The organism is Yersinia sp. SCPM-O-B-9106 (C-191), assembly GCF_026183365.1.
GTDB classification, from domain to species: Bacteria; Pseudomonadota; Gammaproteobacteria; order Enterobacterales; family Enterobacteriaceae; genus Yersinia; species Yersinia rochesterensis.
Genome location: NZ_CP110791.1, coordinates 4344750 through 4370950 on the forward strand (window position 1 = coordinate 4344750; position 26201 = coordinate 4370950).

Here is a 26201-nt window from a genome sequence, read left to right on the forward strand (position 1 = left end):
TTGCCATCCCTCCAACCCTGAAGGCGACTCACCCGGCGCTCCAGCCTGTGTCCCTGAACATCCCTTTATACCCGTCACACTTCAACTCAAATTATTTAGGGTATATAAGCTCTTTGATCATCCCTGGCTCACAGTATATCCATTACATTCCTTAAGCATAGGCCACTCTCCCTGAGTGTTTATGCTCCTTGCCAGCACATCCCGCACTGTTCAAAACCATGGTTTACAAAAAGTAGTCATTTGTTTTTATTCATAAAATAATGATAAAAACAAACTAACTGCTGACAATTGTAGCCTACTTTTAATAAAATTTTTCTTAACAATCATTCAATGATAAACAATTAATTGCCCCTACAATGGCCACCTACTCACAAAACTGTTATTTCATCAAAAAAAACAGATTAATGGACATCACGGATCCCTGCACAAAAGCTATATGAGATAAACCCCCTTTTTTTGGCCCGATGCAGTTATAATCGCTCCATGTAAGCTATCTCTCACGGAGACGACAAATTTTGACTATCAGAAATTATAACTATCACATGACTCACTTCGTCATCAGTGCTCCGGATATTCGCCATCTGCCGCGTGATGAAGGTATTGAGGTGGCATTCGCTGGCCGCTCAAATGCAGGAAAGTCGAGCGCTCTCAATACATTGACCAACCAGAAAAGCCTGGCCCGAACCAGTAAAACACCGGGCCGTACTCAACTGATTAACTTATTTGAAGTGGTTGATGGTATCCGTCTGGTCGACTTGCCGGGGTATGGTTATGCCGAAGTCCCGGAAGAGATGAAACTCAAGTGGCAACGCGCACTGGGCGAATACTTACAGAAGCGTAACTGTCTGAAAGGGTTGGTTGTTCTGATGGATATCCGCCATCCGTTGAAAGATTTAGACCAACAGATGATTACGTGGGCTGTCGCCGTCGGTACCCCAGTGATGTTGTTGCTGACCAAAGCAGATAAGCTGGCATCTGGCGCTCGTAAAGCCCAATTGAACATGGTGCGGGAAGCTATCATTCCATTTATGGGTGATATTCAGGTTGAAGTTTTCTCATCATTGAAAAAGATTGGTGTCGATAAGTTACGCGAAAAACTGGATACCTGGTTTAGTGAGATCCCGCCGGAAGTGATGGTTGACGAGTATGACGACGAAGGCGAGTAATTGATGGTAAAAGCAGCCCGTAAGGGCTGTTACTTCAGGGGATGATGCCCCGCACTCCGATCTCCGCTTCAGGTTTCTCTGATAAAAACCGCCAACAGCCCTTTTCTATTCGCCAGTGGCTTGCCCATTTTCTGGCCTATTTTCTGACAAAGACCCAATAAAAAACGCCCCAGTCAATAAATGACTGGGGCGGCTAATATACAGCCAAATCCGATTACGTGAAGTAAAAGGTCTGAAAGATAGAACATCTTACCTCTGTACCCTACATCTGTAACTCTACATCATTTTTTCGCAGGGCAAAAGAATTTTTTGTTGTATAGTTACACAAATTGGCACGATTCAGCTTGCATCATTCCCGCATTATCACCACTAAATGTAGCTTAATTACATAAAGTGCTTTATTTATCGCCACTTACCCGCATAGATTACTTTCATAGATAAATAGTTAGTGCGCTTGATCCCAGTTATCACCCACACCGACATCCACTTTTAATGGCACGGCCAATTGCATACTCTGTTCCATCAGCTCACGAATTTTCTGCTCAGCGCTTTCCAATACACTTTCATGCACCTCAAACACCAATTCATCATGTACTTGCATGATAACCCGCACCAAAGGCTCAGGTTCTTGCTGCAACCAAGCATCCACTGCAATCATTGCGCGCTTAATAATATCAGCGGCAGTGCCTTGCATCGGCGCATTGATAGCTTCACGCTCGGCCGCCTTACGGCGCGTGGCATTGCGTGAGTGAATATCAGGTAGATAGAGGCGGCGGCCATCCAGCGTCGTGACATAACCTTGTTCAGCGGCTTGCTTGCGCGTGCGTTCCATATATTCCAGCACACCAGGGTAGCGCTCAAAATAGAGATCCATATAGCGCTGCGCTTCCCCACGAGGAATATTCAGCTGTCGCGCTAAACCGAATGCGCTCATGCCATAAATCAGACCAAAGTTAATGGCTTTAGCACTGCGGCGTTGGTCGTTTGTGACTTTTTCCAATGGCAAACCAAAGACTTCAGCCGCAGTCGCGCGGTGGATATCCTTCCCGGCAGCAAATGCAGTCAGTAATCCTTGGTCTTGCGACAAATGGGCCATGATGCGCAACTCAATCTGTGAGTAGTCAGCCGCCATGATGCGGTAACCCTTTGGCGCAATAAAAGCCTGACGTATACGACGCCCTTCTTCATTTCGCACCGGAATGTTTTGCAGGTTAGGATCACGGGAAGATAAACGCCCAGTCGCCGTGACAGCCTGATGATAAGAAGTATGAACTCGCCCAGAAACCGGGTTAATCATCAACGGCAATTTATCGGTATAAGTGCTTTTCAGTTTCGCCAAGCCGCGATACTCAAGAATCACCTTCGGCAGAGGGTAATCCAGTGCCAACTCAGCCAGCACCTCTTCATTGGTTGAAGCCGCGCCTCCTGGTGTTTTCTTCAAGATCGGCAATTTTTGTTTTTCATACAAAATGGCCTGAAGCTGCTTCGGTGAGGCGAGATTGAATGGCTCTTCAGCCAATTCATGTGCTTGTTTTTCCAATTCATCAAGGCGAATAGTCAGTTCTTTGGAGTGTGCCACCAATATATTCTGGTCAATCAATACACCAGTCCGCTCAATGCGGGACAATATTGGTAACAGCGGCATCTCAATTTCTTGGAATACTCGCTTAAGCCCCTCACTTTGCTGCAATTTTGGCCACAAGACTAAATGCAACTGTAAGGTGACATCAGCATCTTCTGCCGCATAAGGCCCAGCTTGCTCTAACGCAATTTGGTTAAAAGTGAGCTGATTTTTGCCTTTGCCAGCAATTTCTTCAAAGGTAATGGTCTTATGATTGAGATAGCGCTCCGCCAAGCTATCCATATCATGTCGGCCAGCAACACTGTCTAGAACATAAGATTCCAGCATGGTATCGAAAGCAATACCCCGCAGATCAATGTCATAACGCGCCAGCATGCTTTGGTCAAACTTAAGATTCTGCCCGACTTTCAGGGCCTTTTCATCTTCCAGTAAAGGTTTAAGCTGGGCCAGAACCCAATTTCTATCAAGCTGGGTAGGGGCGTCCAGATAATCATGAGCTACAGGCAAATAAGCGGCTTCACCCGGTGCCACGGCAAAAGAAAAACCAATTAAATTACTGCTAAGGGTATCAAGGCCGTCAGTTTCAGTATCAAACGCAAAAACCTCTGAGTTTTTGAGCCGTTCAATCCAGTCGCTTAAAGATTTCTCATCCAAGATAGTTTGATAATTTTCTTGTGAGAGCACCGCGGTAACTTCAACCGCAGGAGCTGATTCTGCTGCGACAAAAACTTTATTGCTGCTCTGCCCTGTTGGCCGATCTTTTTTACCCTCCAGCCATTTCCCGGCTTCAACATCCGCCAGCCAGCGCTTAAATTCATAGCGGCTAAATAATTGATGTAGCTGATCATCATCAGGAGCCGTGACTTTCAGCTCATCACAAGTCACATCCAGTTCAACATCCGTTTTAATCGTGGCTAATTTATAGGAGAGATAGGCAACATCTTTATTCTGCTCCAATTTGGCCGACATCGTTTTTGCACCACGAAATGTCAGCGAGGATATTTTATCCAAATTACTGAATAGCGCATCCAGACCACCCAGACCTTGTAATAAAGCCTGTGCAGTTTTCTCACCAACACCCGGCACTCCAGGAATATTATCTGAGGAATCCCCCATCAGGGCGAGAAAATCAATAATCAGCTCAGGGGGAACGCCATATTTTTCACATACTTCCTGTGGCCCTAAAATAGCGTTATTCATTGTATTGATGAGAGTGATATTCGGCGTAACTAATTGCGCCATATCTTTATCACCAGTACTAATTAATACAGCATGACCTGCTTTTTCAGCTTCTTGTGCCAAAGTGCCAATAACATCGTCAGCCTCAACGCCGGAAACGACCAATAAAGGTAATCCCATAGCCTTAACCATTTGGTGAAGTGGCTCAATTTGAGCGCGTAAATCATCCGGCATAGGGGGTCGGTGAGACTTATATTCAGCGAAAAGCTCATCGCGGAATGTTTTACCTTTAGCATCAAAAACTACGGCGACATGGCTTGGACGATATTGCAGCAACAAACTGCGCAACATGTTCAACACGCCATACATCGCGCCCGTTGGCTCACCGCTGCCGTTGGTCAGCGGCGGGAAAGCATGGTAAGCACGATAGAGGTAAGAGGAACCGTCAACGAGGATCAATGGATTTTCTGCAATCTGGGCCATAGAGTTTCTTCATCTTTATTCAGCAAGGTCTGACGCTAAGAATGCCATAGCTGGCAGCAAGAGACGAATCTTAGCGTCCATTCTTGTGCGAAAGAGAGCATTTTCACATTGTGATCTTAAAGATCTAACTTGTGGATAAGTTTGTGAATAAAAATATGAGTAGATTATAGTTATCGGCCAGTTTCTTTAGGGCTATATTTTAATGTGATTAAAATCATAAAGTTATAGTTATTGTTTTTTTCTTTACTGTCATAATTTATTTATCTAAATTGTGGATATTACTTATTTAGTTACCATCATAAGGTCAGTAAATTTTACTTATAAGAAAGTTATCGACGCCATTTTTTTATTACACAATGCAAACTCATTCTATCTTTTTTTCACTGTGAATATGGTCCATTACCTATCACTGGAATAGATGGGTTAACTAAAAACAACACCAAAACAAATAAAAATCATCACTCAATCGCATGAATATCACATTAGAGAAGGTAATATTTTCATGGCAAAGAGAGAAACAAACTTGAAATATACGGATATAAGATAAGTGAAAAAGGGGCTAATAAAATCCAGCCCCTTTTTTTATACGATTACTTTTGAGTCAGTAGGAACTTAACAACATCCGCATACTGTTTAACATAGATATCCATTGAGCTGGTATCCATGCCATCATTCTTAATCATATATTTGCCATTAACAAACATTGCTGGCACACCACGTAATTGCAAATCTTCAGCGGCTTTTTGCTGCTGAACAACCAGTGATTTAACCACAAAGCTGTTTAATGCGGCGTCATAGTCTTCACCACTCACACCTGCTTTGATGAATACATTACGGATGTCACCAGGTGTTTGTACAGTTTGTGTTTTCTGTACACCTTCAAACATCAATGGAGTGACTTTTTCCTCAACACCCAACGCCATAGCGACAGCCCATGCTTGAGTCAGTTCCTTGCCCAATGGGCCGAGGAAATCAACATGGTAACGGGTCATTTTAGTCCCTTCTGGCAATGCTTTTTTGACTGCCTGAGGAACATGATAAACCTCTTCAAACTGGTAGCAGTGCGGGCAATAGAAAGAGAAAAACTCTAAAACCTGAGGCTCACCGGTTAATGGTTTGTTTAACGTCTGATACTGGGTGCCATCAGTAAATTGTGCTGCCGATGCACTGAATGCCATCACTATGCCAACAAGTGCTAACCATACATTTTTCATACTATAACAATCTCCATTATCTTAGCTTTAGTACATTGGCATTAGCTGCAGAGGGGGTGCCTGCAACAGCTTAACCTGTTCTGTAAATGAGGCAGTCTGTTGTAACCAGAAATCAGACTCCGCCATCCACGGAAAACTTTTAGGAAATGCAGGGTCTTGCCAACGCCTGGCGACCCATGCAAGGTAATAAACCATCCGCATCGCGCGTAACGGTTCAATGAGTGCAAGCTCGCGCTGATCAAAATCAGCAAACTCACCATAGGCTTCAAGCAAAATATCCAGTTGGATTAATTGCTCACTGCGTTCACCGTGTAACAACATCCAAAGATCCTGAACTGCAGGGCCATTTCGGGCATCATCCAAATCAACAAACATCGGCCCATCACGCCATAAAATATTCCCTGGGTGACAATCGCCATGTAACCGCAATGGCCGCCAATCAGTATGCCAATACTGCTTGATGGTGCTAATCAGTAGGTCAGTTGCCGCCAGAAATCTATCTCGCTGCTTTGCTGGCACTAACTCACTACTGGCCAGTAACTGACGCGGTTCTGTTAGATACTCCTCAATGCCTATTGTTGAGCGAGCGACAAAAAGAGCATCACTACCCACCTGATGAATTCGGCCTAAATAACGCCCAACCCACTCTAATTGGTCAAGATTATCTATTTCATACTGCCGCCCGCCAACACTCGGAAAAACAGTAAAGAAAAAGCCACCGTGAGTATGCAAGGTGCGCCCGTTGAGCTGCAATGGGGCTATCACCGGGATTTCCGCTTCAGCCAAATCAAGCGAGAATTGATGCTCTTCTATGATTTGCTCACTACTCCAGCGCTCAGGGCGATAAAACTTCACCACGTACCGTTTACGATCTTCATCCATAAACTGATAAACGCGGTTCTCATAGCTGTTAAGCGCGGTTAACCCTGAATCCACCCGTAATCCTACCCCTTCAAGGGCATCCATAATCAGGTCAGGCGACAAGGTCTGAAAATTAAAAGCAGAGCTGTTCATAACAACATTCAGTCTTTATAAGTGACAGCAGCGCGCTGAGAATAATAAATAGTATCATCAAAAGTCCCTATCTCCGCAGACAGGAGCATGACTAATCTTTAATGATGCCACGGGCACGCAATATGGCAGTTTTAAAGTCTTCCTCGTAATCTTTTTTCAGACCAGGAATGACTTCCGTTGATGCTGAACCACGCATTTTTAGATGATAAATAAGAATATCGTCCGTGAGTTCTGAAAGCCCACCTTTAAAACCGGCCTCATCTGATAGTTTTTGTAAAAACTGCACCAGATTTAAATCGGGTTCTTGCTGCCAGGCTGGATGTAAAAGCTCAATCAGTTCATTAACACGATGGCATTTCATAGCAAATTTATCCTATTCAAAAATATGCTGACAAAGTAGCAGGGATATTCACATAGGGAAAGAGAGCCTATTGTCAATAAAAGTAAATCCTGACCCGCCGTGCTATTTAAAGATACAATTCATCCGTCGGTTGAATGCAGCGGAGTGATAAAAATGAAGCCCAATATTACAGGTGTTATTCTTGCCGGAGGCCGTTCTTCCCGAATGGGAGGCAATGATAAAGGACTTATTCTTCTTCACAATAAGCCGTTGTTTCAACATGTCATTGATAGATTAAAACCCCAAGTTAACGATCTCCTTATTAATGCAAATAGTAATCAAGAACTCTACCAACAAAGTAGAATTCCGGTCATTAACGATATCATTACTGGCTTTGTGGGGCCGTTGGCGGGTATGCACACAGGGTTGAGCTATTCAGCTACGGAATGGGTTGTATTTGCTCCTTGTGACGTCCCAGCGCTTCCAAGCAATTTAGTGTCTCAACTTTGGCAAGGAAAGCAGCAAGCACTTGCGGCTTATGTTCACGATGGCGAGCGAGCACACCCAACATTAGCGCTCATGCATGTTAGTCTGAAATCACTGCTTGCGGAGTATTTGGCAAAAGGTGATCGTAAGCTAATGATATTTATGGAAAGTGTTAATGCTAAATCCATAATATTTAGTGGGCAAAGAGACCAATTCAGTAACCTGAATACTCCCACAGACTGTGATTTATGGGAACAGAGTAAAAGAGGGGAATTATGAGCCGGAAAACACCACCACTATTAGGGATTGCTGCATACAGTGGTACAGGAAAAACAACATTACTCAAAAGCCTAATTCCTTTATTACAGCAGCGCCAAATCCGGGTTGGTCTGATCAAGCATACACATCACAATATGGAAATTGATACACCGGGTAAGGATAGTTATGAATTGCGTAAGGCCGGTGCACATCAGACCTTAGTTGCCAGTGATTGCCGCTGGGCGTTAATGACAGAAACACCAGAACAAAAACTATTGGATCTGCACTATCTTGCTAGCAGGTTGGATGCTTCAACTATCGATTTAATCTTAGTTGAAGGCTTTAAACATGAATCAATCAATAAAATCGCTCTATATAGAGAGGCTGTAGGCAAGCCGTTCTCAAGCCTGATTGATGAATATGTCATTGCTTTAGCAAGTGATAAGCCGATTGCCACTGATGTCGCACAACTGGATATTAATCAGCCAGAACAGATTGCAGACTTTATTTGTAGTTGGTTAGAAAAAACCAGAAAGACTGAAGAAAGTATTTAATCAGCACTATTACTCATATTAAGTTTCATCCGAACTAAACGCAAAAAGGCCACCCATCAGGGTAGCCTTTTCGTCTATTGGGTACTTCAAATACAAAATCTACGCCAAATTCCATTGCAAAATAGCCATATCTTTTAGCAGTTTTCATATTCTCCACATAGCAAAAACCCCACGCTTTTGGCATGGGGTCTCGGCTTTATTTGATGCCTGGCAGTGTCCTACTCTCGCATGGGGAGACCCCACACTACCATCGGCGCTACGGCGTTTCACTTCTGAGTTCGGCATGGGATCAGGTGGGTCCACCGCGCTATGGCCGCCAGGCAAATTCTGTTTCAATTAACCCGCTATGCAATATCACACAGCCAGCCAATCCAATCTCGGAACTTCGCTGAAAATCTTAATTTCTCTCAAATCACCAAAACACCTTTGGTGTTGTAAGGTTAAGCCTCACGGATCATTAGTACTGGTTAGCTCAATGCATCGCTGCACTTACACACCCAGCCTATCAACGTCATAGTCTTTAACGTTCCTTCAGGGGGCTTAAAGCCCCAGGGAAGACTCATCTCGAGGCAAGTTTCCCGCTTAGATGCTTTCAGCGGTTATCTCTTCCGAATTTAGCTACCGGGCAATGCCATTGGCATGACAACCCGAACACCAGTGATTCGTCCACTCCGGTCCTCTCGTACTAGGAGCAGCCCCTCTCAATCTTCCAACGCCCACGGCAGATAGGGACCGAACTGTCTCACGACGTTCTAAACCCAGCTCGCGTACCACTTTAAATGGCGAACAGCCATACCCTTGGGACCTACTTCAGCCCCAGGATGTGATGAGCCGACATCGAGGTGCCAAACACCGCCGTCGATATGAACTCTTGGGCGGTATCAGCCTGTTATCCCCGGAGTACCTTTTATCCGTTGAGCGATGGCCCTTCCATTCAGAACCACCGGATCACTAAGACCTACTTTCGTACCTGCTCGAGCCGTCACTCTCGCAGTCAAGCTAGCTTATGCCTTTGCACTAACCTCACGATGTCCGACCGTGATTAGCTAACCTTCGTGCTCCTCCGTTACTCTTTGGGAGGAGACCGCCCCAGTCAAACTACCCACCAGACACTGTCCTCACCCCGGATTACGGGGCCGAGTTAGAACATCAAACATTAAAGGGTGGTATTTCAAGGTTGGCTCCATGCAGACTGGCGTCCACACTTCGATGCCTCCCACCTATCCTACACATCAAGGCTCAATGTTCAGTGTCAAGCTATAGTAAAGGTTCACGGGGTCTTTCCGTCTTGCCGCGGGTACACTGCATCTTCACAGCGAGTTCAATTTCACTGAGTCTCGGGTGGAGACAGCCTGGCCATCATTACGCCATTCGTGCAGGTCGGAACTTACCCGACAAGGAATTTCGCTACCTTAGGACCGTTATAGTTACGGCCGCCGTTTACTGGGGCTTCGATCAAGAGCTTCGCCTTGCGGCTGACCCCATCAATTAACCTTCCAGCACCGGGCAGGCGTCACACCGTATACGTCCACTTTCGTGTTTGCACAGTGCTGTGTTTTTATTAAACAGTTGCAGCCAGCTGGTATCTGCGACTGGCTTCGGCGCCGGGAGCAAGTCCCTTTACCTAATGCCAGCGTGCCTTCTCCCGAAGTTACGGCACCATTTTGCCTAGTTCCTTCACCCGAGTTCTCTCAAGCGCCTGAGTATTCTCTACCTGACCACCTGTGTCGGTTTGGGGTACGATTTAATGTTACCTGATGCTTAGAGGCTTTTCCTGGAAGCTTGGCATCAACTACTTCATCACCGTAGTGACTCGTCATCACACCTCAGCGTTGATAAGCAACCGGATTTACCAAGTCGCTCCGCCTACATGCTTAAACCGGGACAACCGTCGCCCGGCTAGCCTAGCCTTCTCCGTCCCCCCTTCGCAGTAACACCAAGTACAGGAATATTAACCTGTTTCCCATCGACTACGCTTTTCAGCCTCGCCTTAGGGGTCGACTCACCCTGCCCCGATTAACGTTGGACAGGAACCCTTGGTCTTCCGGCGTGCGGGTTTTTCACCCGCATTATCGTTACTTATGTCAGCATTCGCACTTCTGATACCTCCAGCAACCCTCACAGGTCACCTTCAACGGCTTACAGAACGCTCCCCTACCCAACAACACCTAAGTGTCGCTGCCGCAGCTTCGGTGCATGGTTTAGCCCCGTTACATCTTCCGCGCAGGCCGACTCGACCAGTGAGCTATTACGCTTTCTTTAAATGATGGCTGCTTCTAAGCCAACATCCTGGCTGTCTATGCCTTCCCACATCGTTTCCCACTTAACCATGACTTTGGGACCTTAGCTGGCGGTCTGGGTTGTTTCCCTCTTCACGACGGACGTTAGCACCCGCCGTGTGTCTCCCGTGATAACATTCTTCGGTATTCGGAGTTTGCATCGGTTTGGTAAGCCGGGATGGCCCCCTAGCCGAAACAGTGCTCTACCCCCGAAGATGAGTTCACGAGGCGCTACCTAAATAGCTTTCGGGGAGAACCAGCTATCTCCCGGTTTGATTGGCCTTTCACCCCCAGCCACAAGTCATCCGCTAATTTTTCAACATTAGTCGGTTCGGTCCTCCAGTTAGTGTTACCCAACCTTCAACCTGCCCATGGCTAGATCACCGGGTTTCGGGTCTATACCTTGCAACTAGACGCCCAGTTAAGACTCGGTTTCCCTACGGCTCCCCTATTCGGTTAACCTTGCTACAAAATATAAGTCGCTGACCCATTATACAAAAGGTACGCAGTCACACCACGAAGGTGCTCCCACTGCTTGTACGTACACGGTTTCAGGTTCTATTTCACTCCCCTCGCCGGGGTTCTTTTCGCCTTTCCCTCACGGTACTGGTTCACTATCGGTCAGTCAGGAGTATTTAGCCTTGGAGGATGGTCCCCCCATATTCAGACAGGATGTCACGTGTCCCGCCCTACTCATCGAGTTCACAGCAAGTGTGTTTTTGTGTACGGGAGTATCACCCTGTACCCTGCGACTTTCCAGACGCTTCCACTAACACACAAACTGATTCAGACTCTGGGCTCCTCCCCGTTCGCTCGCCGCTACTAGGGGAATCTCGGTTGATTTCTTTTCCTCGGGGTACTTAGATGTTTCAGTTCCCCCGGTTCGCCTTGCATGGCTATGTATTCACCATGCAATAGTGCAACGAATTGCACTGGGTTTCCCCATTCGGGTATCGTCGGTTATAACGGTTCATATCACCTTACCGACGCTTTTCGCAGATTAGCACGCCCTTCATCGCCTCTGACTGCCTAGGCATCCACCGTGTACGCTTAGTCGCTTAACCTCACAACCCGAAGGTGTCTTTACAGACAACTTGCGTTGCGATTATTTGAGAGACTCTAATACAGGTTAGTCCTTATCTCAGTACATCTACGGAGAGATAAGTTTCAGCTGTATTGTTTCAATTTTCAGCTTGTTCCAGATTGTTAAAGAGCAATATCTTAAACACGACTTGGTAAAGTCATCTTTAAGATATTCAGTTGATAATGTCTTTCACACATTATCGGATTGGCGTCCCCAAGGGGATTCGAACCCCTGTTACAGCCGTGAAAGGGCAGTGTCCTAGGCCTCTAGACGATGGGGACACGAAGTTCCGATTAAACCGAAATCTAACCGTTTCGCATCAGCATGAGTCGAAACTCACGACATCAACAGGTGCTCTTGCTCATTTACATTCATCAGACAATCTGTGTGGACACTACGCAATGCGTATCGTTAGGTAAGGAGGTGATCCAACCGCAGGTTCCCCTACGGTTACCTTGTTACGACTTCACCCCAGTCATGAATCACAAAGTGGTAAGCGCCCTCCCGAAGGTTAAGCTACCTACTTCTTTTGCAACCCACTCCCATGGTGTGACGGGCGGTGTGTACAAGGCCCGGGAACGTATTCACCGTAGCATTCTGATCTACGATTACTAGCGATTCCGACTTCATGGAGTCGAGTTGCAGACTCCAATCCGGACTACGACAGACTTTATGTGGTCCGCTTGCTCTCGCGAGTTCGCTTCACTTTGTATCTGCCATTGTAGCACGTGTGTAGCCCTACTCGTAAGGGCCATGATGACTTGACGTCATCCCCACCTTCCTCCGGTTTGTCACCGGCAGTCTCCCTTGAGTTCCCACCATTACGTGCTGGCAACAAAGGATAAGGGTTGCGCTCGTTGCGGGACTTAACCCAACATTTCACAACACGAGCTGACGACAGCCATGCAGCACCTGTCTCACAGTTCCCGAAGGCACCGAAGCATCTCTGCTAAGTTCTGTGGATGTCAAGAGTAGGTAAGGTTCTTCGCGTTGCATCGAATTAAACCACATGCTCCACCGCTTGTGCGGGCCCCCGTCAATTCATTTGAGTTTTAACCTTGCGGCCGTACTCCCCAGGCGGTCGACTTAACGCGTTAGCTCCGGAAGCCACGCCTCAAGGGCACAACCTCCAAGTCGACATCGTTTACAGCGTGGACTACCAGGGTATCTAATCCTGTTTGCTCCCCACGCTTTCGCACCTGAGCGTCAGTCTTTGTCCAGGGGGCCGCCTTCGCCACCGGTATTCCTCCAGATCTCTACGCATTTCACCGCTACACCTGGAATTCTACCCCCCTCTACAAGACTCTAGCTTGCCAGTTTCAAATGCAGTTCCCACGTTAAGCGCGGGGATTTCACATCTGACTTAACAAACCGCCTGCGTGCGCTTTACGCCCAGTAATTCCGATTAACGCTTGCACCCTCCGTATTACCGCGGCTGCTGGCACGGAGTTAGCCGGTGCTTCTTCTGCGAGTAACGTCAATCAATCGTGCTATTAACACGACTGCCTTCCTCCTCGCTGAAAGTGCTTTACAACCCGAAGGCCTTCTTCACACACGCGGCATGGCTGCATCAGGCTTGCGCCCATTGTGCAATATTCCCCACTGCTGCCTCCCGTAGGAGTCTGGACCGTGTCTCAGTTCCAGTGTGGCTGGTCATCCTCTCAGACCAGCTAGGGATCGTCGCCTAGGTGAGCCATTACCCCACCTACTAGCTAATCCCATCTGGGCACATCCGATGGCGTGAGGCCCGAAGGTCCCCCACTTTGCTCTTGCGAGGTCATGCGGTATTAGCTACCGTTTCCAGTAGTTATCCCCCTCCATCAGGCAGTTTCCCAGACATTACTCACCCGTCCGCCGCTCGCCGGCAAAGTAGTAAACTACTTCCCGCTGCCGCTCGACTTGCATGTGTTAGGCCTGCCGCCAGCGTTCAATCTGAGCCATGATCAAACTCTTCAATTTAAGATTTGTTTGATTTGCTATGAGTTAACATAGCGATGCTCAAAGATTACTTTCTGCAAATATGCATTCGAACCGAAGTTCAAATGTGTACTGCTTTGGTCACTCTTCAAGACTTTGATATTTCTTCTGCCTGCCGAAACAGGCTTCGATATCGTCTTGCGAGTGCCCACACAGATTGTCTGATAAATTGTTAAAGAGCGTTCGTTACCCGTTTGCCTTTCGGCGAATCTTACGGTAACGCGGGAGGCAGATAATACGCTTTCCCGCTGAAGAGTCAAGGATTTATTTGTTTTCTTTCGAAGTCAAAATGATTCTTTTCTCTTCCTGACCCGGCGAAGTATGTTTCGTTGTTCCCGGTCAGTGGAGGCGCATTATAGGGAGTTCCTGACAGGCTGCAACCCCTAATTTGAAAAAACTTTTCAACCGTGTTTTTTTTCAGCAAAAATGGGGTAAAAGGCCACAATTTAAACAATTATTAAGCTAAACATTCAGTACCCGAGTTAAACAGTAGAGTAAAATAGAAGTATAAGAAGACAAATAGGACAAAACACCATGCAACTAAATACCCAACAACAGGCCGCTCAGCGCAATCTCTCGTATCTGCTGGCTGAAAAAATTGGCCAGCGTATTCTTGCTGGGGAATATGAAGCCGGCAGTATATTGCCTGGCGAGATAGAGTTGGGGGAGCAATTTGGTGTTAGCCGTACCGCAGTCCGCGAAGCTGTAAAGATGCTTGCCGCAAAAGGGATGCTATTACCGCGCCCCCGTATTGGCACCAGAGTTATGCCGCAAACTAATTGGAACTTCCTTGACCAAGAATTACTGACCTGGTGGATGACCAAAGAGAACTTCGATCAAGTCATGCAACACTTCCTTATATTAAGGCGGTCACTCGAACCTCAAGCTTGCTCTCTGGCTGCTATCAATGCCAGCGAAAAACAAAAAGCCCTGTTAGCATCATTAATGACAGAAATGCGAGAGCTGCATGCCCATTTTAATCGTGAGAGATGGATTCAAGTGGATGCCCAGTTTCATCAACTTATTTATGAAGCCAGTGGCAATCCATTTTTAACCTCTTTCGCTAATTTGTTTAGCTCGGTTTATCACAGTTACTTTCGTTCGATTACCGGCGATGAAGTGATTAAGCTGCAACACCATCAAGATATTGTCGATACCATTCTGGCAGGAAATAGCCAAGGCGCTTTACTGGCTTGTCAGGTGTTATTAAAAGAGAAAGACTAACGGCCAAATGTTGTTTATATCTATATATAGAGAGGGTAGCTACCCCCACCCAATATAATCAGGACGGACAATGATAAAATCTGCGCGCAGCATGGCTGGCCTCCCTTGGATAGCCGCCATGGCTTTCTTTATGCAGGCTTTGGATGCCACCATACTGAATACGGCACTCCCTTCAATCGCTGAAAGCCTTAACCGCTCACCTCTCACCATGCAGTCGGCTATTATCAGTTATACCCTGACAGTAGCGATGTTGATTCCGGTGAGTGGCTGGCTGGCAGATCGCTTCGGAACTCGGCGAGTTTTCATTTTGGCCGTTTCATTATTTACGCTGGGTTCATTACTGTGCGCGCTTTCCGGCTCTTTGCCATTTTTAGTGGCGTCCCGTGTGATTCAAGGGGTGGGTGGCGCGATGATGATGCCCGTCGCCCGGTTGGCACTTATTCGGGCTTATCCGCGCAGTGAGTTACTACCGGTATTAAACTTTGTCACTATCCCAGGATTAATTGGCCCGGTAATAGGGCCATTATTAGGTGGTTTGCTGGTGACCTACGCCACATGGCATTGGATTTTTATTCTTAATATTCCTATCGGCTTGTTGGGTATCTTTTATGCCCGTAAATATATGCCGGACTTCACCATGCCCAAACGCGCCTTTGATATTATCGGTTTCTTGCTGTTCGGTAGCAGTTTAGTCTTGATATCCGTGAGTTTGGAAATCATGGGGCGGCCCGATATTGCCAGCTACCTACCCGCCATGGCGCTATTGGGTGGGTTATTAATGCTGCTCTTCTATATATTCCATGCCAAAGGCCATCCAAATCCACTGATTGGTTTGCCACTGTTTAAAACCCGAACTTTCTCCGTTGGGATTGCCGGTAACGTAGCCTCACGTTTAGGGACTGGCTGTGTTCCGTTCTTGGTGCCGCTGATGTTGCAAGTCGGATTTGGTTATTCCGCTATTATTGCCGGTTGCATGATGGCACCCACCGCCATTGGCTCGATGATGGCAAAATCAGCCGTGACTCAAGTTTTACGTTCATTGGGTTACCGCACGGTTTTGGTCGGTGTCACAGCCATTATCGGTGTGTTGATTGCTTTATTCGCATTTCAATCACCGGGCATGTCGCCTTGGATGATGATATTGCCCTTGTTTGTATTGGGTATGGCGATGTCGACACAATTCACCGCGATGAACACGATTACTTTGGCTGATTTAACGGATAACAATGCTAGCTCGGGTAACAGTGTTTTGGCGGTAACCCAGCAACTGGCGATTAGCTTTGGCGTTGCCATCAGTGCAGTTGTTTTGCGGTTTTATGATGGGTTGTCGGTTGGGAATAATATTGATCACTTCCACTACACCTTTATTACCATGGGTGCGGTGACATTGCTGTCATCCGTGGTGTTCTTATTACTCAAACCTAAAGATGGCGATAATTTAATTCAGGGCCGTAATGTGAAAAAAGTCACGCAGCCCGTAGAGAGTGAAGTTTAGTGGGTTACAACTGACCCGCGCTCTATCAGCTCGGGAGTGAGAATCAGAACTTGTGGTTCCGTTTCCGGGTTATTCAGTCGATAAATAAGTGTATCAATGGCCAGCTCGCCGAGGGAATCTTTCGGCTGATGAATAGTCGTCAAAGGTGGCGTCATATATTGTGCGATTTCAATATCATCATAACCAATGACCGCCATATCTTGCGGAATTGATAATCCGGCTTGATGCAAAGCCTGATAAACCCCAACCGCCATAGCATCATTACTGGTAAAAACGGCTTCAGGGGGCTGCGGTAATGCAAGTAGCTGTTTCATGGCCACCAAACCACCGCCAAATTCAAAATCACTCGCCACTTCATAACCTGGAAGCACCGGCAGACCCGCGCGTTCCATAGCTTGGCGGTATCCTTCCAAACGTTCTTTAGCGGGGGTTTTATCTTGTGGGCCAGCAATACAGGCGATGCGAGTATATCCTCTGGCAATCAAATACGAGGTTGCCATTTCCCCGCCTAATAAAGAGTTATCCTGAATGACGTCATTTACCCCTTCGAAAGGGGCCCAGTCCATCATAATGATTGGCAGGGAAGGATAACAACGCAGAATATCTTGTGACGGGCGGTGACTTTCGGTGCACATCAGTAGCAAACCATCGACACGTTTTTGCATCAAAGTTTCAATACTGCGGCTCATGCGATCAATATCACCCTCGGTATTACACAAAATCAAACTGTAGCCGCGCTCATAGCAACTGCGCTCCACACCACGAACCACTTCGGCGTAAAATGGGTTGCTACTGGCCGTGACCAACATGCCGATAGTCCGAGTTTCATTGAGTTTTAAACTACGCGCCAATGCAGACGGGGCATAGTTGAGTTGCTTGATGACAGCCAGCACTTTGTCGCGAATAGGATCGCTAACAAAACGATTTTTATTAATAACATGCGAGACAGTTGAGGTTGATACGCCCGCTAAACGGGCGACATCTTTCATGGTGGCCAAAGTTATACCCGGTCTTGTAAGAAACTGTCGATCTCGGCCCGCCATGGAATGGAAGGTTGTGCGCCAGGGCGCGTCACTGCAATAGCGGCCGCAGCATGCGCAAATCGGACGGCTACGTCCATCGATTGGCCTTCCAATAAAGCTGTCAGTAATGCGCCATTGAATGTATCACCGGCGGCAATAGTATCTACGGCATTCACTTTGAACCCAGCAACTAATTTACCCTGGCCGCGCTCACTGAGCCACACACCACGGCTGCCCAAAGTAATAATGACGGTCGCGATACCTTTATCATGCAAAATTTGCGCGGCTTTCGCTGCGTCATCATCCTGCTCAATATGAACACCGGTTAAGCGCTCAGCTTCAGTTTCATTTGGGGTAATCATATCCACCAGCGTTAACAGCTCGTCGGGCAGTTCACGGGCGGGGGCGGGATTGAGGATAACCTGAGTTTGATGCTGTTTCGCCAATTTGGCGGCGGCGATAACTGTCTCAAGTGGGGATTCCAGTTGCATTAATAATGCATCTGCGCCGATAACCTGCTGCTGGTAGCGGCCAAGATATTCAGGAGTTACCGCCGAGTTTGCACCAGCATGAATACCAATGACATTCTCGCCCTCACCATTCACAAAGATCAGCGCCACACCGGTAGTGCTGCCCGCGACAGCTTCGATGGGTTTGGTATCAATATTATCACTGGCTAACTGCTGGCGTACCCGGTCACCAATATCATCTTCACCCACACAGGCAATAAACGCGATATTCGCCCCACTACGGCCAGCAGCAACGGCCTGATTAGCCCCTTTGCCACCGAAAGCAACTTTATACTGCTCCCCTACCACCGTTTCACCCGGACGTGGAAACTGCTCAATATTCAGAATATGGTCGGCATTGATGCTGCCCAAGACCACCAGTTTACCTGTTTCCATCGTATTTATTCCTTTGTAGATGACGCCACCGCCCAGATTACCGCGACGGTGGCGTAGTGCCCTGCTTTTCTTTTTTATTGTTTGGTGACTAACTTCAAGTCAACCGGGATAACGGCCTGTATTTTCTCGCCTTTCAATACTTTATCCGCGGTTTGTACACCAATAACACCAATCTGGTCTGGACGTTGAGCAATAGTTGCACCCATTTTGCCACTCTCGACAGCTTTAATACCATCGTCAGTGCCATCAAAACCAACCACTAGAACATCAGTTTTGCCCGCAGTCTGCAAGGCACGCAATGCGCCCAGCGCCATCTCGTCATTCTGAGCAAACACCGCCTGAACATCAGGGTGAGCGGTCAGCAAGTTTTGCATGACGTTCAAACCTTTCGTCCGGTCAAAATCAGCCGGTTGGCTAGCCAACAATTGGAATTTGTTTTTTTCCATTGATTGCTTGAAGCCTTCGCCGCGCTCACGAGCAGCAGATGCACCAGCAATCCCTTCCAATTGAATCACTTTGGCATCGCTACCGACTTTCTTCGCAATAAAGTCACCGGCCATTTTGCCGCCAAAACGGTTATCAGAAGCCACGTGACTCACCACGGTACCGGCATTAGCCAAACGGTCGAGAGTAATGACGGGAATATTTGCCTGGTTGGCCATTTTAACCGCGTTGCCCACTGCATCGGAATCTGTTGGGTTGATCAACAGCAACTTGGTACCGCGCACAGTTAAGTCCTGCACGTTAGCCAATTCTTTAGCCGGGTTGTTTTGGGAATCCAAAATCACTAAGTTGTAGCCCAGTTTATCCGCTTCTTTTTGTGCGCCGTCTTTCATTGAAACAAAGAACGGGTTATTCAGTGTGGAAACCACCAACGCAATGGTGTCTTTTGCCAGCGCGTTAGCACTTACGGTAGCGCTCAATGCAACAACAGAGATCAAAGTAGCCAGTTTCTTCATTTTCATGGTCGCAATTCCTGTAGGGGTTAGCAAATTCAATTTAGTAGGCGTTATTGTCGCAGACAGTTTGGGTGCGGCCAGCGCACAAGAACCGGAGCGTACACAAAGTACGTGAGGATTCTGAGCACTGCCCAAGCCCAAAATGGCAAGTAAAATAGCCTACTGCTTTTTATTGTCTACCAACACCGCAAGCAGGATAACGACTGCTTTGACGATCATTTGGTAGTAAGAGGAGACACCCAATAAATTCAAACCGTTATTTAAAAAGCCGAGGATTAATGCACCGATCAGGGTGCCAACAATCCGCCCTTTACCCCCAGCGAGACTAGTCCCCCCCAGAACTACGGCTGCTATTGCATCCAGTTCATAGCCGGTACCGGCGGTAGGTTGTGCTGATGATAAGCGGGCAACTTCGATAATTCCTGCCAATGCCGCTAACAATCCACAAAGTGAATAAACAATAATTTTAACTTTATCAACACTGATACCAGAGAGGCGAGTTGCAGATTCATTCCCCCCCAGCGCATAGATATAGCGGCCCAGACGTGTGTGATGCAGCATGTACCAAGCCGCGATAAAGACAATCGCCATCAACCAGATAGGGGTCGGCACACCAAATGGACGGCCAATACCGAACCAACCAAAAGTATCGCCAACATCAGTAAATCCGGTATTTATCGGGCTACCATTGGTATAAACCATGGTGACACCGCGTAATAACAGCATCATGACCAAAGTGGCAATAAAGGCCTGTACTTTGCCCTTAGCGACAATCACCCCAGTGATGCCGCCGATAAACGCCCCCAGAGCCAGTGCGGCTCCCACGGCAACCAGCGCATTGACTTCCAACCCGACAATGGAGGCCGCCACCGCGCCAGTCAGCGCCAATAATGACCCCACCGACAGGTCAATACCTGAGGTCAGGATAACCAGCGTCATCCCAACAGCCATAATGGCGTTGACGGAAGTCTGCTGGAGAATGTTAAACATATTATTAAGGGTAAAAAAGTTCGGGCTTAGTGACGAAACCACAGCAATCAGCACCAGCAGCGCAATCAGTGATTTTTGTTCTAATAACCATTCTTTACTGAACCAGCGCTTGGTATTGATAGTTTGGGAACTCATATCTGATTACTCCTGCTCTACTCGTCATATTTCAAGCCGCATGTGCGTTGGCTTCCTGCAACTCGAATTATTTAGAGTATAAATAAATTATTTTTCCAATAAATCGCGCTTGCCGACGGCCGCGGCCATCAACACTTCTTGGGTAGCCTGTTCAATAGAGAACTCGCCGCTTAACTGGCCTTCATGCATCACAATGATGCGGTCGCTCATGCCCAGCACTTCCGGCATTTCCGAGGAAACCAGAATGATGCTCAGCCCTTCTTGTTTGAATTGGTTAATTAACTGATAAATTTCTTTTTTGGCCCCGACGTCCACCCCACGGGTAGGTTCATCAAGAATCAACACTTTTGGCCGAGTCATCAGACCGCGGGCAATAGCTACTTTTTGCTGGTTACCGCCGGATAACAAACCAATCGGCTGCTCCATGGAAGGCGTTTTGATATTAAATAAACGAATAAAATCCGCCACCGCCAGCTGCTCATCCGCATGCTTGAGCGAGCCACCTGAACGGCTGAAATAACGCAATGCAGTCAAAGACATATTTTCTTTAACTGACATACCGAGCACTAATCCGTCGCGTTTACGGTCTTCAGAAATATAAACAATGCCGTTGGCTAAACCGTCCTGCGGTGAATGAGTCACGACTTCACGGCCATCCAACATGACAAAGCCGGATTTACGCGGCAACGCACCATAGATGATTTTCATCAGCTCAGTGCGGCCTGCGCCCATCAAACCCGCCACTCCCAGAATTTCACCACTGTAGAGGGTGAAATTGACATTTGTCACTCCGGGGCCACATAGCTGTTTGACCTGTAAGCGTTTTTCACCACGAGGTAAATTCAGGCGCGGATATTGTTCTTCCAGCTTACGGCCCACCATCATCTCAATCAGTGAGTTTTCAGTCAGCGTGTTAACCGGTTTTTCGGCAATAAACTGCCCATCACGGAACACCGTAACGTCATCGCAAATCTCAAAGATTTCTTTTAGCCGATGGGAGATATAAACAATACCGCGGCCTTCTGCTTTCAACTCTTTAATAACATTAAATAAAGAGGCCGTTTCGGTGTCAGTCAGGGCATCGGTTGGCTCATCCATGATGATAACTTTGGATTCAAAGCTCAGCACTTTGGCGATTTCCACCATTTGCTGGTCACCAATGGAAAGCTCGCCCACCAGCCGATGGCTGCTGTAGCTGATATTCAGACGCGCCAGCAGTAAATCGGCTTCGGCATACATTTTTTTCCAATCAATGCCGCCAAAACGATTAACAAACTCGCGCCCTAAAAAGATATTTTCGGCGATGGTTAATTGTGGGATCAGGTTAAGTTCCTGATGAATAATGCCTATTCCCGCTTCCTGCGACTCTTTCGGGCCATTAAACACCACTTCTTTACCCAAGAAATGCTGACTGCCGGCATCTTTATGGTAGATACCCGTCAACACTTTCATCATGGTCGATTTTCCGGCCCCATTTTCGCCTACCAATGCCATCACCCTGCCGGGATAGACACTCAGCGCAGCACCCGAAAGTGCTTTGACGCCGGGAAAGGCTTTATCAATCCCTTTCAGTTGCAGCAAAGGTTGCATAAACGCCTCAGAAAGTTACGCCGGAGCAGAGAATGATGTTAGCAAAGGGGGAACATTCCCCGCTACGAATCACTGCCCGACTTTGTTTGGTTTGCTCTTTAAAAGCCTCATGGCTGATATAGTGCAAAACAATTTGGTTTCCCTGGTGTTGCTCAAGTTGTGATAGTTGTGCGAGCAACGTTTCATGGAGTTGCGGGTTATTTTTAATAATCTCCTCCGCCAAGACGGCACTCTCAACCTGCATTTCTTGTGTTACCACCTCAAAAACCTGGAGGAACCCAGGAACGCCTCGAGTCAGTGCCAAATCGATACGTGTGGTGGTTGCCGGTATTGGCAGCCCCGCATCACCTATCACAATCTGATCGGTATGGCCCAAGCGGGAGATAACAGCAGAAATATCAGAATTCAGTAATGCGCCTTTTTTCATTTTCGACTCCAGCAGCGAAACGTTTCGCTGATACTGAGTTTAGAAAAATGGCAGCAGAAGGCAAACCCAATTTGGTAGAATTGTGATCGCCATCGAAACGTTTCGCTGAACAAATGAAAAACGGGAATGATGAATGTGAAAAAGGCCGTTATGATTAACGGCCTTCTACGTTAAATCTCTACCTGTGTGCCCAATTCAATCACCCGATTCGGCGGGATTTCAAACTGATCGGCGGCGCGCAGCGCATTACGGCTGAGGGCAATAAATAGCTTGCCGCGCAAGAACAGATACCATGGCCGCTTGGTTAGGATGAGCGACTCGTGCGACATAAAGAATGAAGTCTCCATCATTTGACAAGGTAAGCCTTCCAAACCGCAGCGATGGAAAATCTCTTCCACATTCGGGGTTTCGCGCCAACCATAGCTGGCGACGACGCGCCAAAAAGTCGGTGAGAGCTGCTCGATGGTCACGCGATTAACATTATGGACATACGGCGCATCTTCAGTTCGCAGTGTCAGCAACACCACCCGATCATGTAATACTTTGTTATGCTTAAGATTATGCAGCAACGCGAATGGAATAACATTCATCGCCCGCGACATATACACCGCCGTACCGGGAACACGTACCGGTGGTGACTTCTCCAATGAAGCAATCATCGCTTCCAGTGAATTACCGTGTTCATGCATACGGCGCAACAAACTGAAACGCTCACTTTTCCAGGTGGTCATGATGATAAACATCACTAAGCCCAATGACAGTGGCAACCAACCGCCGGAGAACAATTTCAGGGCATTGGCGGAGAACATTGGAATATCAATAATCAATAAGACCACCAGCAAGCAGCCGACAAAGACGCGGTTCCAGTGCCAGTTTTTCAGCGCCACGATACAGAATAGAATACTGGTGATGACCATGGTACCGGTCACGGCGATGCCGTAAGCGGCAGCCAAATTACTGGAACGCTCGAAGCCAACAATCACTAATACCACCGCCAGATACAGTGTCCAGTTAATCACCGGGATATATATCTGACCAGATTCCATTTCTGAGGTATGAATAATGCGCATCGGCGGTAAATAACCTAAACGAACGGCTTGCCGGGTCAGAGAAAATACGCCAGAGATGACAGCCTGCGAGGCAATGACGGTCGCCAATGTTGCCAGTATTAATAATGGAATCAATGCCCAGTCAGGGGCGAGCAGGAAAAAGGGGTTTTTGATGGCTTCTGGATTTTTCAGTAATAACGCGCCCTGGCCAAAATAATTCAGCACCAATGAGGGTAGCACCACGGTAAACCAAGCCAACCGAATAGGAAATTTACCAAAGTGCCCCATATCCGCATATAAGGCTTCCACCCCGGTAATTGCCAGCACTACCGCGCCAAGAGCAAAGAACGAAACAGATTTATACTCAGTAAAGAAGCTTATTGCCCATTTAGGATTCAGTGCAGCCAGCACTTCCGGATTGGCGATAATGCTGCGTAACCCCAGCAATGCCAAGGTCAAGAACCAAACCAACATCACTGGGGCAAACAATTTACCGACGCTACCAGTCCCGTGTTTTTGAATCACAAATAACAGGGTTAACACGGCAATAGAGCAGGGGACAATATAAGGATCAAGTGCGGGTGCGGCTATTTCCAGCCCTTCAATGGCCGACATAACCGATATTGCCGGGGTGATGACCACCTCACCATAAAAGAAACTGCCGCCAATTAAACCGAGGATCACCAAAATTGAAGTGGCTCTGGAAGAGGTATTACGCCCAGCCAAAGACATCAAGGTTAAAATACCCCCCTCACCGGCGTTATCCGCGCGCATGACATAGGTCAGATATTTAACCGAGACAATCAGAATTAACATCCAGAAAATCAGTGATAAAAAACCAAATACCACATCCGGACGCACATCAAAACCGTAATGACCAGAAAAACACTCTCTCAAGGTATAGAGTGGGCTGGTACCAATATCACCATAAACGACCCCTATTGCTGCCAGGGTTACCGCCGATAAAGACTGTTTATGTTCTGTGCTCATAATTGATTTCTTTTTGCTAGAACATCCATAACCTGATGTGTACGTTTGAGAACCGAAATAATCGGTTCTGTGTCCCTTGACGCCCACCAAAAGGCGCACAGTATGCACCATTTCAATAGATTGCCTACTCTTAAATCAAGCAACGAAAAGAGCGGAAATAGATCGACTACAAATAGCCGATGATATAAAAATATTACTAATCAATGAGCTATCTTATGAAGAAAAAGAGGATTTATTCCTACTGATCAGGTAAAAATTCATCAACTAACGGAACATATAGAGCAATTATGGCGCAATCATCACAATTAGCTGAAAGAATCTCCCGTTTAAGCAGTGCCCTTGAGAGTGGCCTGTATGAAAGACAGGAGGCTATTCGCTTGTGTTTATTAGCCGCCCTCAGTGGCGAGAGTGTATTCCTACTTGGCCCGCCGGGGATAGCCAAAAGCCTGATTGCCCGCCGCCTAAAATTTGCTTTCCGCAATGCCCGGGCATTTGAATATCTGATGACTCGTTTTTCTACGCCGGAAGAAGTGTTTGGCCCACTGTCTATTCAAGCGCTAAAAGAAGAAGGGCGCTATCAGCGCATGACCGGAGGTTATCTGCCGGAAGCTGAAATCGTTTTTCTGGATGAAATTTGGAAAGCCGGCCCGGCTATTCTGAATACTTTACTGACCGCCATTAATGAAAGGCGCTTTCGTAATGGTGATCGGGAAGACAGTATTCCTATGCGCTTGTTGGTGACGGCTTCAAATGAGTTGCCGGATGCAGACAGCAGTCTGGAAGCGCTTTATGACCGAATGCTGATCCGCCTATGGCTGGATCGCGTACAAGAAAAACAAAACTTCCGTTCTTTGCTACTCAGCCGCCAGAATGAAAATCATAATCCGGTGGCTGAAAATCTTAGTATCAGTGATGAAGAATTTTATCAGTGGCAGCCATTGATAGACAAAATGGCCCTACCAGATAACTGTTTTGAGCTTATTTTTCAGTTACGTCAACAACTCAGTGCGCAAGAAAAAGCGCCGTATGTCTCTGACCGACGGTGGAAAAAAGCCCTGCGCTTACTGCAAGCCAGCGCCTTTTTCAGTGGTCGGGATGAAGTAACCCCCATCGACTTAATCTTGCTGAAAGATTGCTTATGGCATGACCTGAGTTCGCTAAAATTGCTGCAACAACAACTTGAACAATTGCTAACGGAGCAAGGATACCAGCAGCAAAACTTATTAATGAAGCTCCAGCATATTAATAGCCAATGGTTGAAGCACCAGCAACAGCAAAGTGACCATCAAGCACTGACAGTGACCAAGCAAAGCGGAATGTTCAGCCGTAAACCGCAATATTCTCTGCCGGATCATCTCACAGACAGCACCCTAACCCTGTTTCTGCAAAAACCGCTCAGTTTGCATGATATGCAGGTCAATCATCTGCAAATAGAAAAAGAGGCGCTAACTCAATGGCTTAATAAGGGGGGGATTTTACGCGCCAAATTAAATGGTGTCGGTTATGCCCAATCTATTGATGCAGAGATTGACGATCAGCTACATATCACGCTTCTGGATGTAAGCCGCCAGCCATCAATATTGTCACAACCTGGGGCTTCCACCGCCACTGTGCCGCCTGAGTTGCTGCTGGAGTTGGCAGAGCTGGAAAATAGCCTGGCTGAACAACGGCGGTTATTCAGTCAGCATCAACCTTGCTTGTTCACGCCGTCCTCTTGGTTGGCGAAAATAGAAGCCAGCTTGCTGAATGTGGCAGAGCAAGTGAAACTGCTGCAACAAAAACTGCGCGGTCATTAATCA

17 protein-coding genes, 1 tRNA gene and 3 rRNA genes are annotated in these 26201 nt (G+C 47.2%); 6 read left to right on the forward strand and 15 right to left on the reverse strand.

The features are described 5' to 3' along the window. Positions 1–515 precede the first annotated feature (515 nt). Complete coding sequence (yihA, locus tag OP863_RS19615; RefSeq protein WP_038637806.1) at positions 516–1166, forward strand: ribosome biogenesis GTP-binding protein YihA/YsxC; 651 nt, start codon at positions 516–518, stop codon at positions 1164–1166. 445 nt (positions 1167–1611) lie between these two features. On the opposite strand, the gene polA is transcribed toward yihA, so the two are convergent. The 4 genes from polA to OP863_RS19635 all read right to left on the reverse strand — a co-directional run bounded on the left by polA (position 1612) and on the right by OP863_RS19635 (position 6999). Continuing rightward, entirely contained in the window at positions 1612–4410 is a 2799-nt protein-coding gene (gene polA, locus OP863_RS19620) for a DNA polymerase I (RefSeq protein WP_265525734.1), read from the reverse strand. 590 nt (positions 4411–5000) lie between these two features. Beyond that, positions 5001–5624: a thiol:disulfide interchange protein DsbA gene (gene dsbA / locus OP863_RS19625; protein ID WP_038637801.1), complete on the reverse strand. Its 624-nt coding sequence runs from the start codon at positions 5622–5624 to the stop codon at positions 5001–5003. 27 nt (positions 5625–5651) lie between these two features. Continuing rightward, positions 5652–6638, reverse strand: a complete 987-nt coding sequence (locus tag OP863_RS19630; protein ID WP_038637798.1) for a serine/threonine protein kinase — start codon at positions 6636–6638, stop codon at positions 5652–5654. Between the two features lie 91 nt (positions 6639–6729). Further along, the gene (locus tag OP863_RS19635; protein ID WP_038637796.1) at positions 6730–6999 is read right to left on the reverse strand and encodes a YihD family protein; all 270 of its coding nucleotides are present in this window, start codon (positions 6997–6999) and stop codon (positions 6730–6732) included. A 153-nt stretch (positions 7000–7152) separates the two neighbouring features. Here OP863_RS19635 and mobA point away from each other — a divergent pair, with 153 nt between their 5' ends. After that, positions 7153–7743, forward strand: coding sequence for a molybdenum cofactor guanylyltransferase MobA (gene mobA, locus OP863_RS19640; RefSeq protein WP_265525735.1), 591 nt, complete (start codon positions 7153–7155; stop codon positions 7741–7743). Then, positions 7740–8276, forward strand: coding sequence for a molybdopterin-guanine dinucleotide biosynthesis protein MobB (mobB, locus tag OP863_RS19645; protein WP_038637792.1), 537 nt, complete (start codon positions 7740–7742; stop codon positions 8274–8276). The genes mobA and mobB overlap by 4 nt, the downstream gene beginning before the upstream one ends. A 205-nt stretch (positions 8277–8481) precedes the next feature. Here the strand turns inward: mobB and rrf are convergent. The 4 genes from rrf to OP863_RS19665 all read right to left on the reverse strand — a co-directional run bounded on the left by rrf (position 8482) and on the right by OP863_RS19665 (position 13598). Then, positions 8482–8597: ribosomal RNA gene (gene rrf, locus OP863_RS19650) — 5S ribosomal RNA — on the reverse strand. Positions 8598–8712: 115 nt separating this feature from the next. Beyond that, positions 8713–11619: ribosomal RNA gene (locus tag OP863_RS19655) — 23S ribosomal RNA — on the reverse strand. Between the two features lie 225 nt (positions 11620–11844). Then, a tRNA-Glu gene (locus tag OP863_RS19660) sits at positions 11845–11920 on the reverse strand. 135 nt (positions 11921–12055) lie between these two features. After that, a 16S ribosomal RNA gene (locus OP863_RS19665) occupies positions 12056–13598 on the reverse strand. Together the 16S, 23S and 5S rRNA genes with 1 tRNA gene alongside form the textbook arrangement of a ribosomal RNA operon. Positions 13599–14150: 552 nt before the next feature. Between OP863_RS19665 and OP863_RS19670 the strand changes: the two genes are divergently transcribed. Beyond that, on the forward strand, positions 14151–14840 hold the full coding sequence (locus OP863_RS19670) for a FadR/GntR family transcriptional regulator (RefSeq protein WP_038637790.1): 690 nt from the start codon (positions 14151–14153) through the stop codon (positions 14838–14840). Between the two features lie 70 nt (positions 14841–14910). Next, entirely contained in the window at positions 14911–16335 is a 1425-nt protein-coding gene (mdtD, locus tag OP863_RS19675; RefSeq protein ID WP_145592012.1) for a multidrug transporter subunit MdtD, read from the forward strand. On the opposite strand, the gene rbsR is transcribed toward mdtD, so the two are convergent. The 7 genes from rbsR to kup all read right to left on the reverse strand — a co-directional run bounded on the left by rbsR (position 16332) and on the right by kup (position 24402). Next, positions 16332–17333, reverse strand: a complete 1002-nt coding sequence (rbsR, locus tag OP863_RS19680; RefSeq protein ID WP_145592011.1) for a ribose operon transcriptional repressor RbsR — start codon at positions 17331–17333, stop codon at positions 16332–16334. The genes mdtD and rbsR overlap by 4 nt on opposite strands. A gap of 2 nt (positions 17334–17335) precedes the next feature. Then, positions 17336–18262 (reverse strand): ribokinase, encoded by a 927-nt coding sequence (rbsK, locus tag OP863_RS19685; RefSeq protein WP_038637783.1) that lies wholly within the window; start codon positions 18260–18262, stop codon positions 17336–17338. A 74-nt stretch (positions 18263–18336) separates the two neighbouring features. Beyond that, positions 18337–19227: a ribose ABC transporter substrate-binding protein RbsB gene (gene rbsB / locus OP863_RS19690; protein WP_038637781.1), complete on the reverse strand. Its 891-nt coding sequence runs from the start codon at positions 19225–19227 to the stop codon at positions 18337–18339. Between the two features lie 153 nt (positions 19228–19380). Further along, entirely contained in the window at positions 19381–20346 is a 966-nt protein-coding gene (gene rbsC / locus OP863_RS19695; protein WP_049558373.1) for a ribose ABC transporter permease, read from the reverse strand. Between the two features lie 87 nt (positions 20347–20433). Further along, positions 20434–21936 carry a ribose ABC transporter ATP-binding protein RbsA gene (gene rbsA / locus OP863_RS19700; RefSeq protein ID WP_145592009.1) on the reverse strand — a complete coding sequence of 501 codons (1503 nt, stop codon included), beginning with the start codon at positions 21934–21936 and terminating at the stop codon, positions 20434–20436. A gap of 7 nt (positions 21937–21943) precedes the next feature. After that, positions 21944–22363, reverse strand: coding sequence for a D-ribose pyranase (gene rbsD / locus OP863_RS19705; protein WP_038637775.1), 420 nt, complete (start codon positions 22361–22363; stop codon positions 21944–21946). 170 nt (positions 22364–22533) lie between these two features. After that, the gene (gene kup / locus OP863_RS19710; RefSeq protein ID WP_145589124.1) at positions 22534–24402 is read right to left on the reverse strand and encodes a low affinity potassium transporter Kup; all 1869 of its coding nucleotides are present in this window, start codon (positions 24400–24402) and stop codon (positions 22534–22536) included. Between the two features lie 287 nt (positions 24403–24689). On the opposite strand from kup, the gene ravA reads away from it, so the two are divergent. Next, positions 24690–26198 (forward strand): ATPase RavA, encoded by a 1509-nt coding sequence (gene ravA, locus OP863_RS19715; protein ID WP_050291914.1) that lies wholly within the window; start codon positions 24690–24692, stop codon positions 26196–26198. Positions 26199–26201 lie beyond the last annotated feature (3 nt).

Excerpts from the sequence above, each read along its gene's own strand:
- polA (WP_265525734.1), bottom strand. The coding sequence starts at position 4,410 with ATGGCCCAGATTGCAGAAAATCCATTGATCCTCGTTGACGGTTCCTCT.
- dsbA (WP_038637801.1), bottom strand. The coding sequence starts at position 5,624 with ATGAAAAATGTATGGTTAGCACTTGTTGGCATAGTGATGGCATTCAGT.
- OP863_RS19630 (WP_038637798.1), bottom strand. The coding sequence starts at position 6,638 with ATGAACAGCTCTGCTTTTAATTTTCAGACCTTGTCGCCTGACCTGATT.
- OP863_RS19635 (WP_038637796.1), bottom strand. The coding sequence starts at position 6,999 with ATGAAATGCCATCGTGTTAATGAACTGATTGAGCTTTTACATCCAGCC.
- mobA (WP_265525735.1), top strand. The coding sequence starts at position 7,153 with ATGAAGCCCAATATTACAGGTGTTATTCTTGCCGGAGGCCGTTCTTCC.
- mobB (WP_038637792.1), top strand. The coding sequence starts at position 7,740 with ATGAGCCGGAAAACACCACCACTATTAGGGATTGCTGCATACAGTGGT.
- OP863_RS19670 (WP_038637790.1), top strand. The coding sequence starts at position 14,151 with ATGCAACTAAATACCCAACAACAGGCCGCTCAGCGCAATCTCTCGTAT.
- mdtD (WP_145592012.1), top strand. The coding sequence starts at position 14,911 with ATGATAAAATCTGCGCGCAGCATGGCTGGCCTCCCTTGGATAGCCGCC.
- rbsK (WP_038637783.1), bottom strand. The coding sequence starts at position 18,262 with ATGGAAACAGGTAAACTGGTGGTCTTGGGCAGCATCAATGCCGACCAT.
- rbsB (WP_038637781.1), bottom strand. The coding sequence starts at position 19,227 with ATGAAAATGAAGAAACTGGCTACTTTGATCTCTGTTGTTGCATTGAGC.
- rbsC (WP_049558373.1), bottom strand. The coding sequence starts at position 20,346 with ATGAGTTCCCAAACTATCAATACCAAGCGCTGGTTCAGTAAAGAATGG.
- rbsA (WP_145592009.1), bottom strand. The coding sequence starts at position 21,936 with ATGCAACCTTTGCTGCAACTGAAAGGGATTGATAAAGCCTTTCCCGGC.
- rbsD (WP_038637775.1), bottom strand. The coding sequence starts at position 22,363 with ATGAAAAAAGGCGCATTACTGAATTCTGATATTTCTGCTGTTATCTCC.
- kup (WP_145589124.1), bottom strand. The coding sequence starts at position 24,402 with ATGAGCACAGAACATAAACAGTCTTTATCGGCGGTAACCCTGGCAGCA.
- ravA (WP_050291914.1), top strand. The coding sequence starts at position 24,690 with ATGGCGCAATCATCACAATTAGCTGAAAGAATCTCCCGTTTAAGCAGT.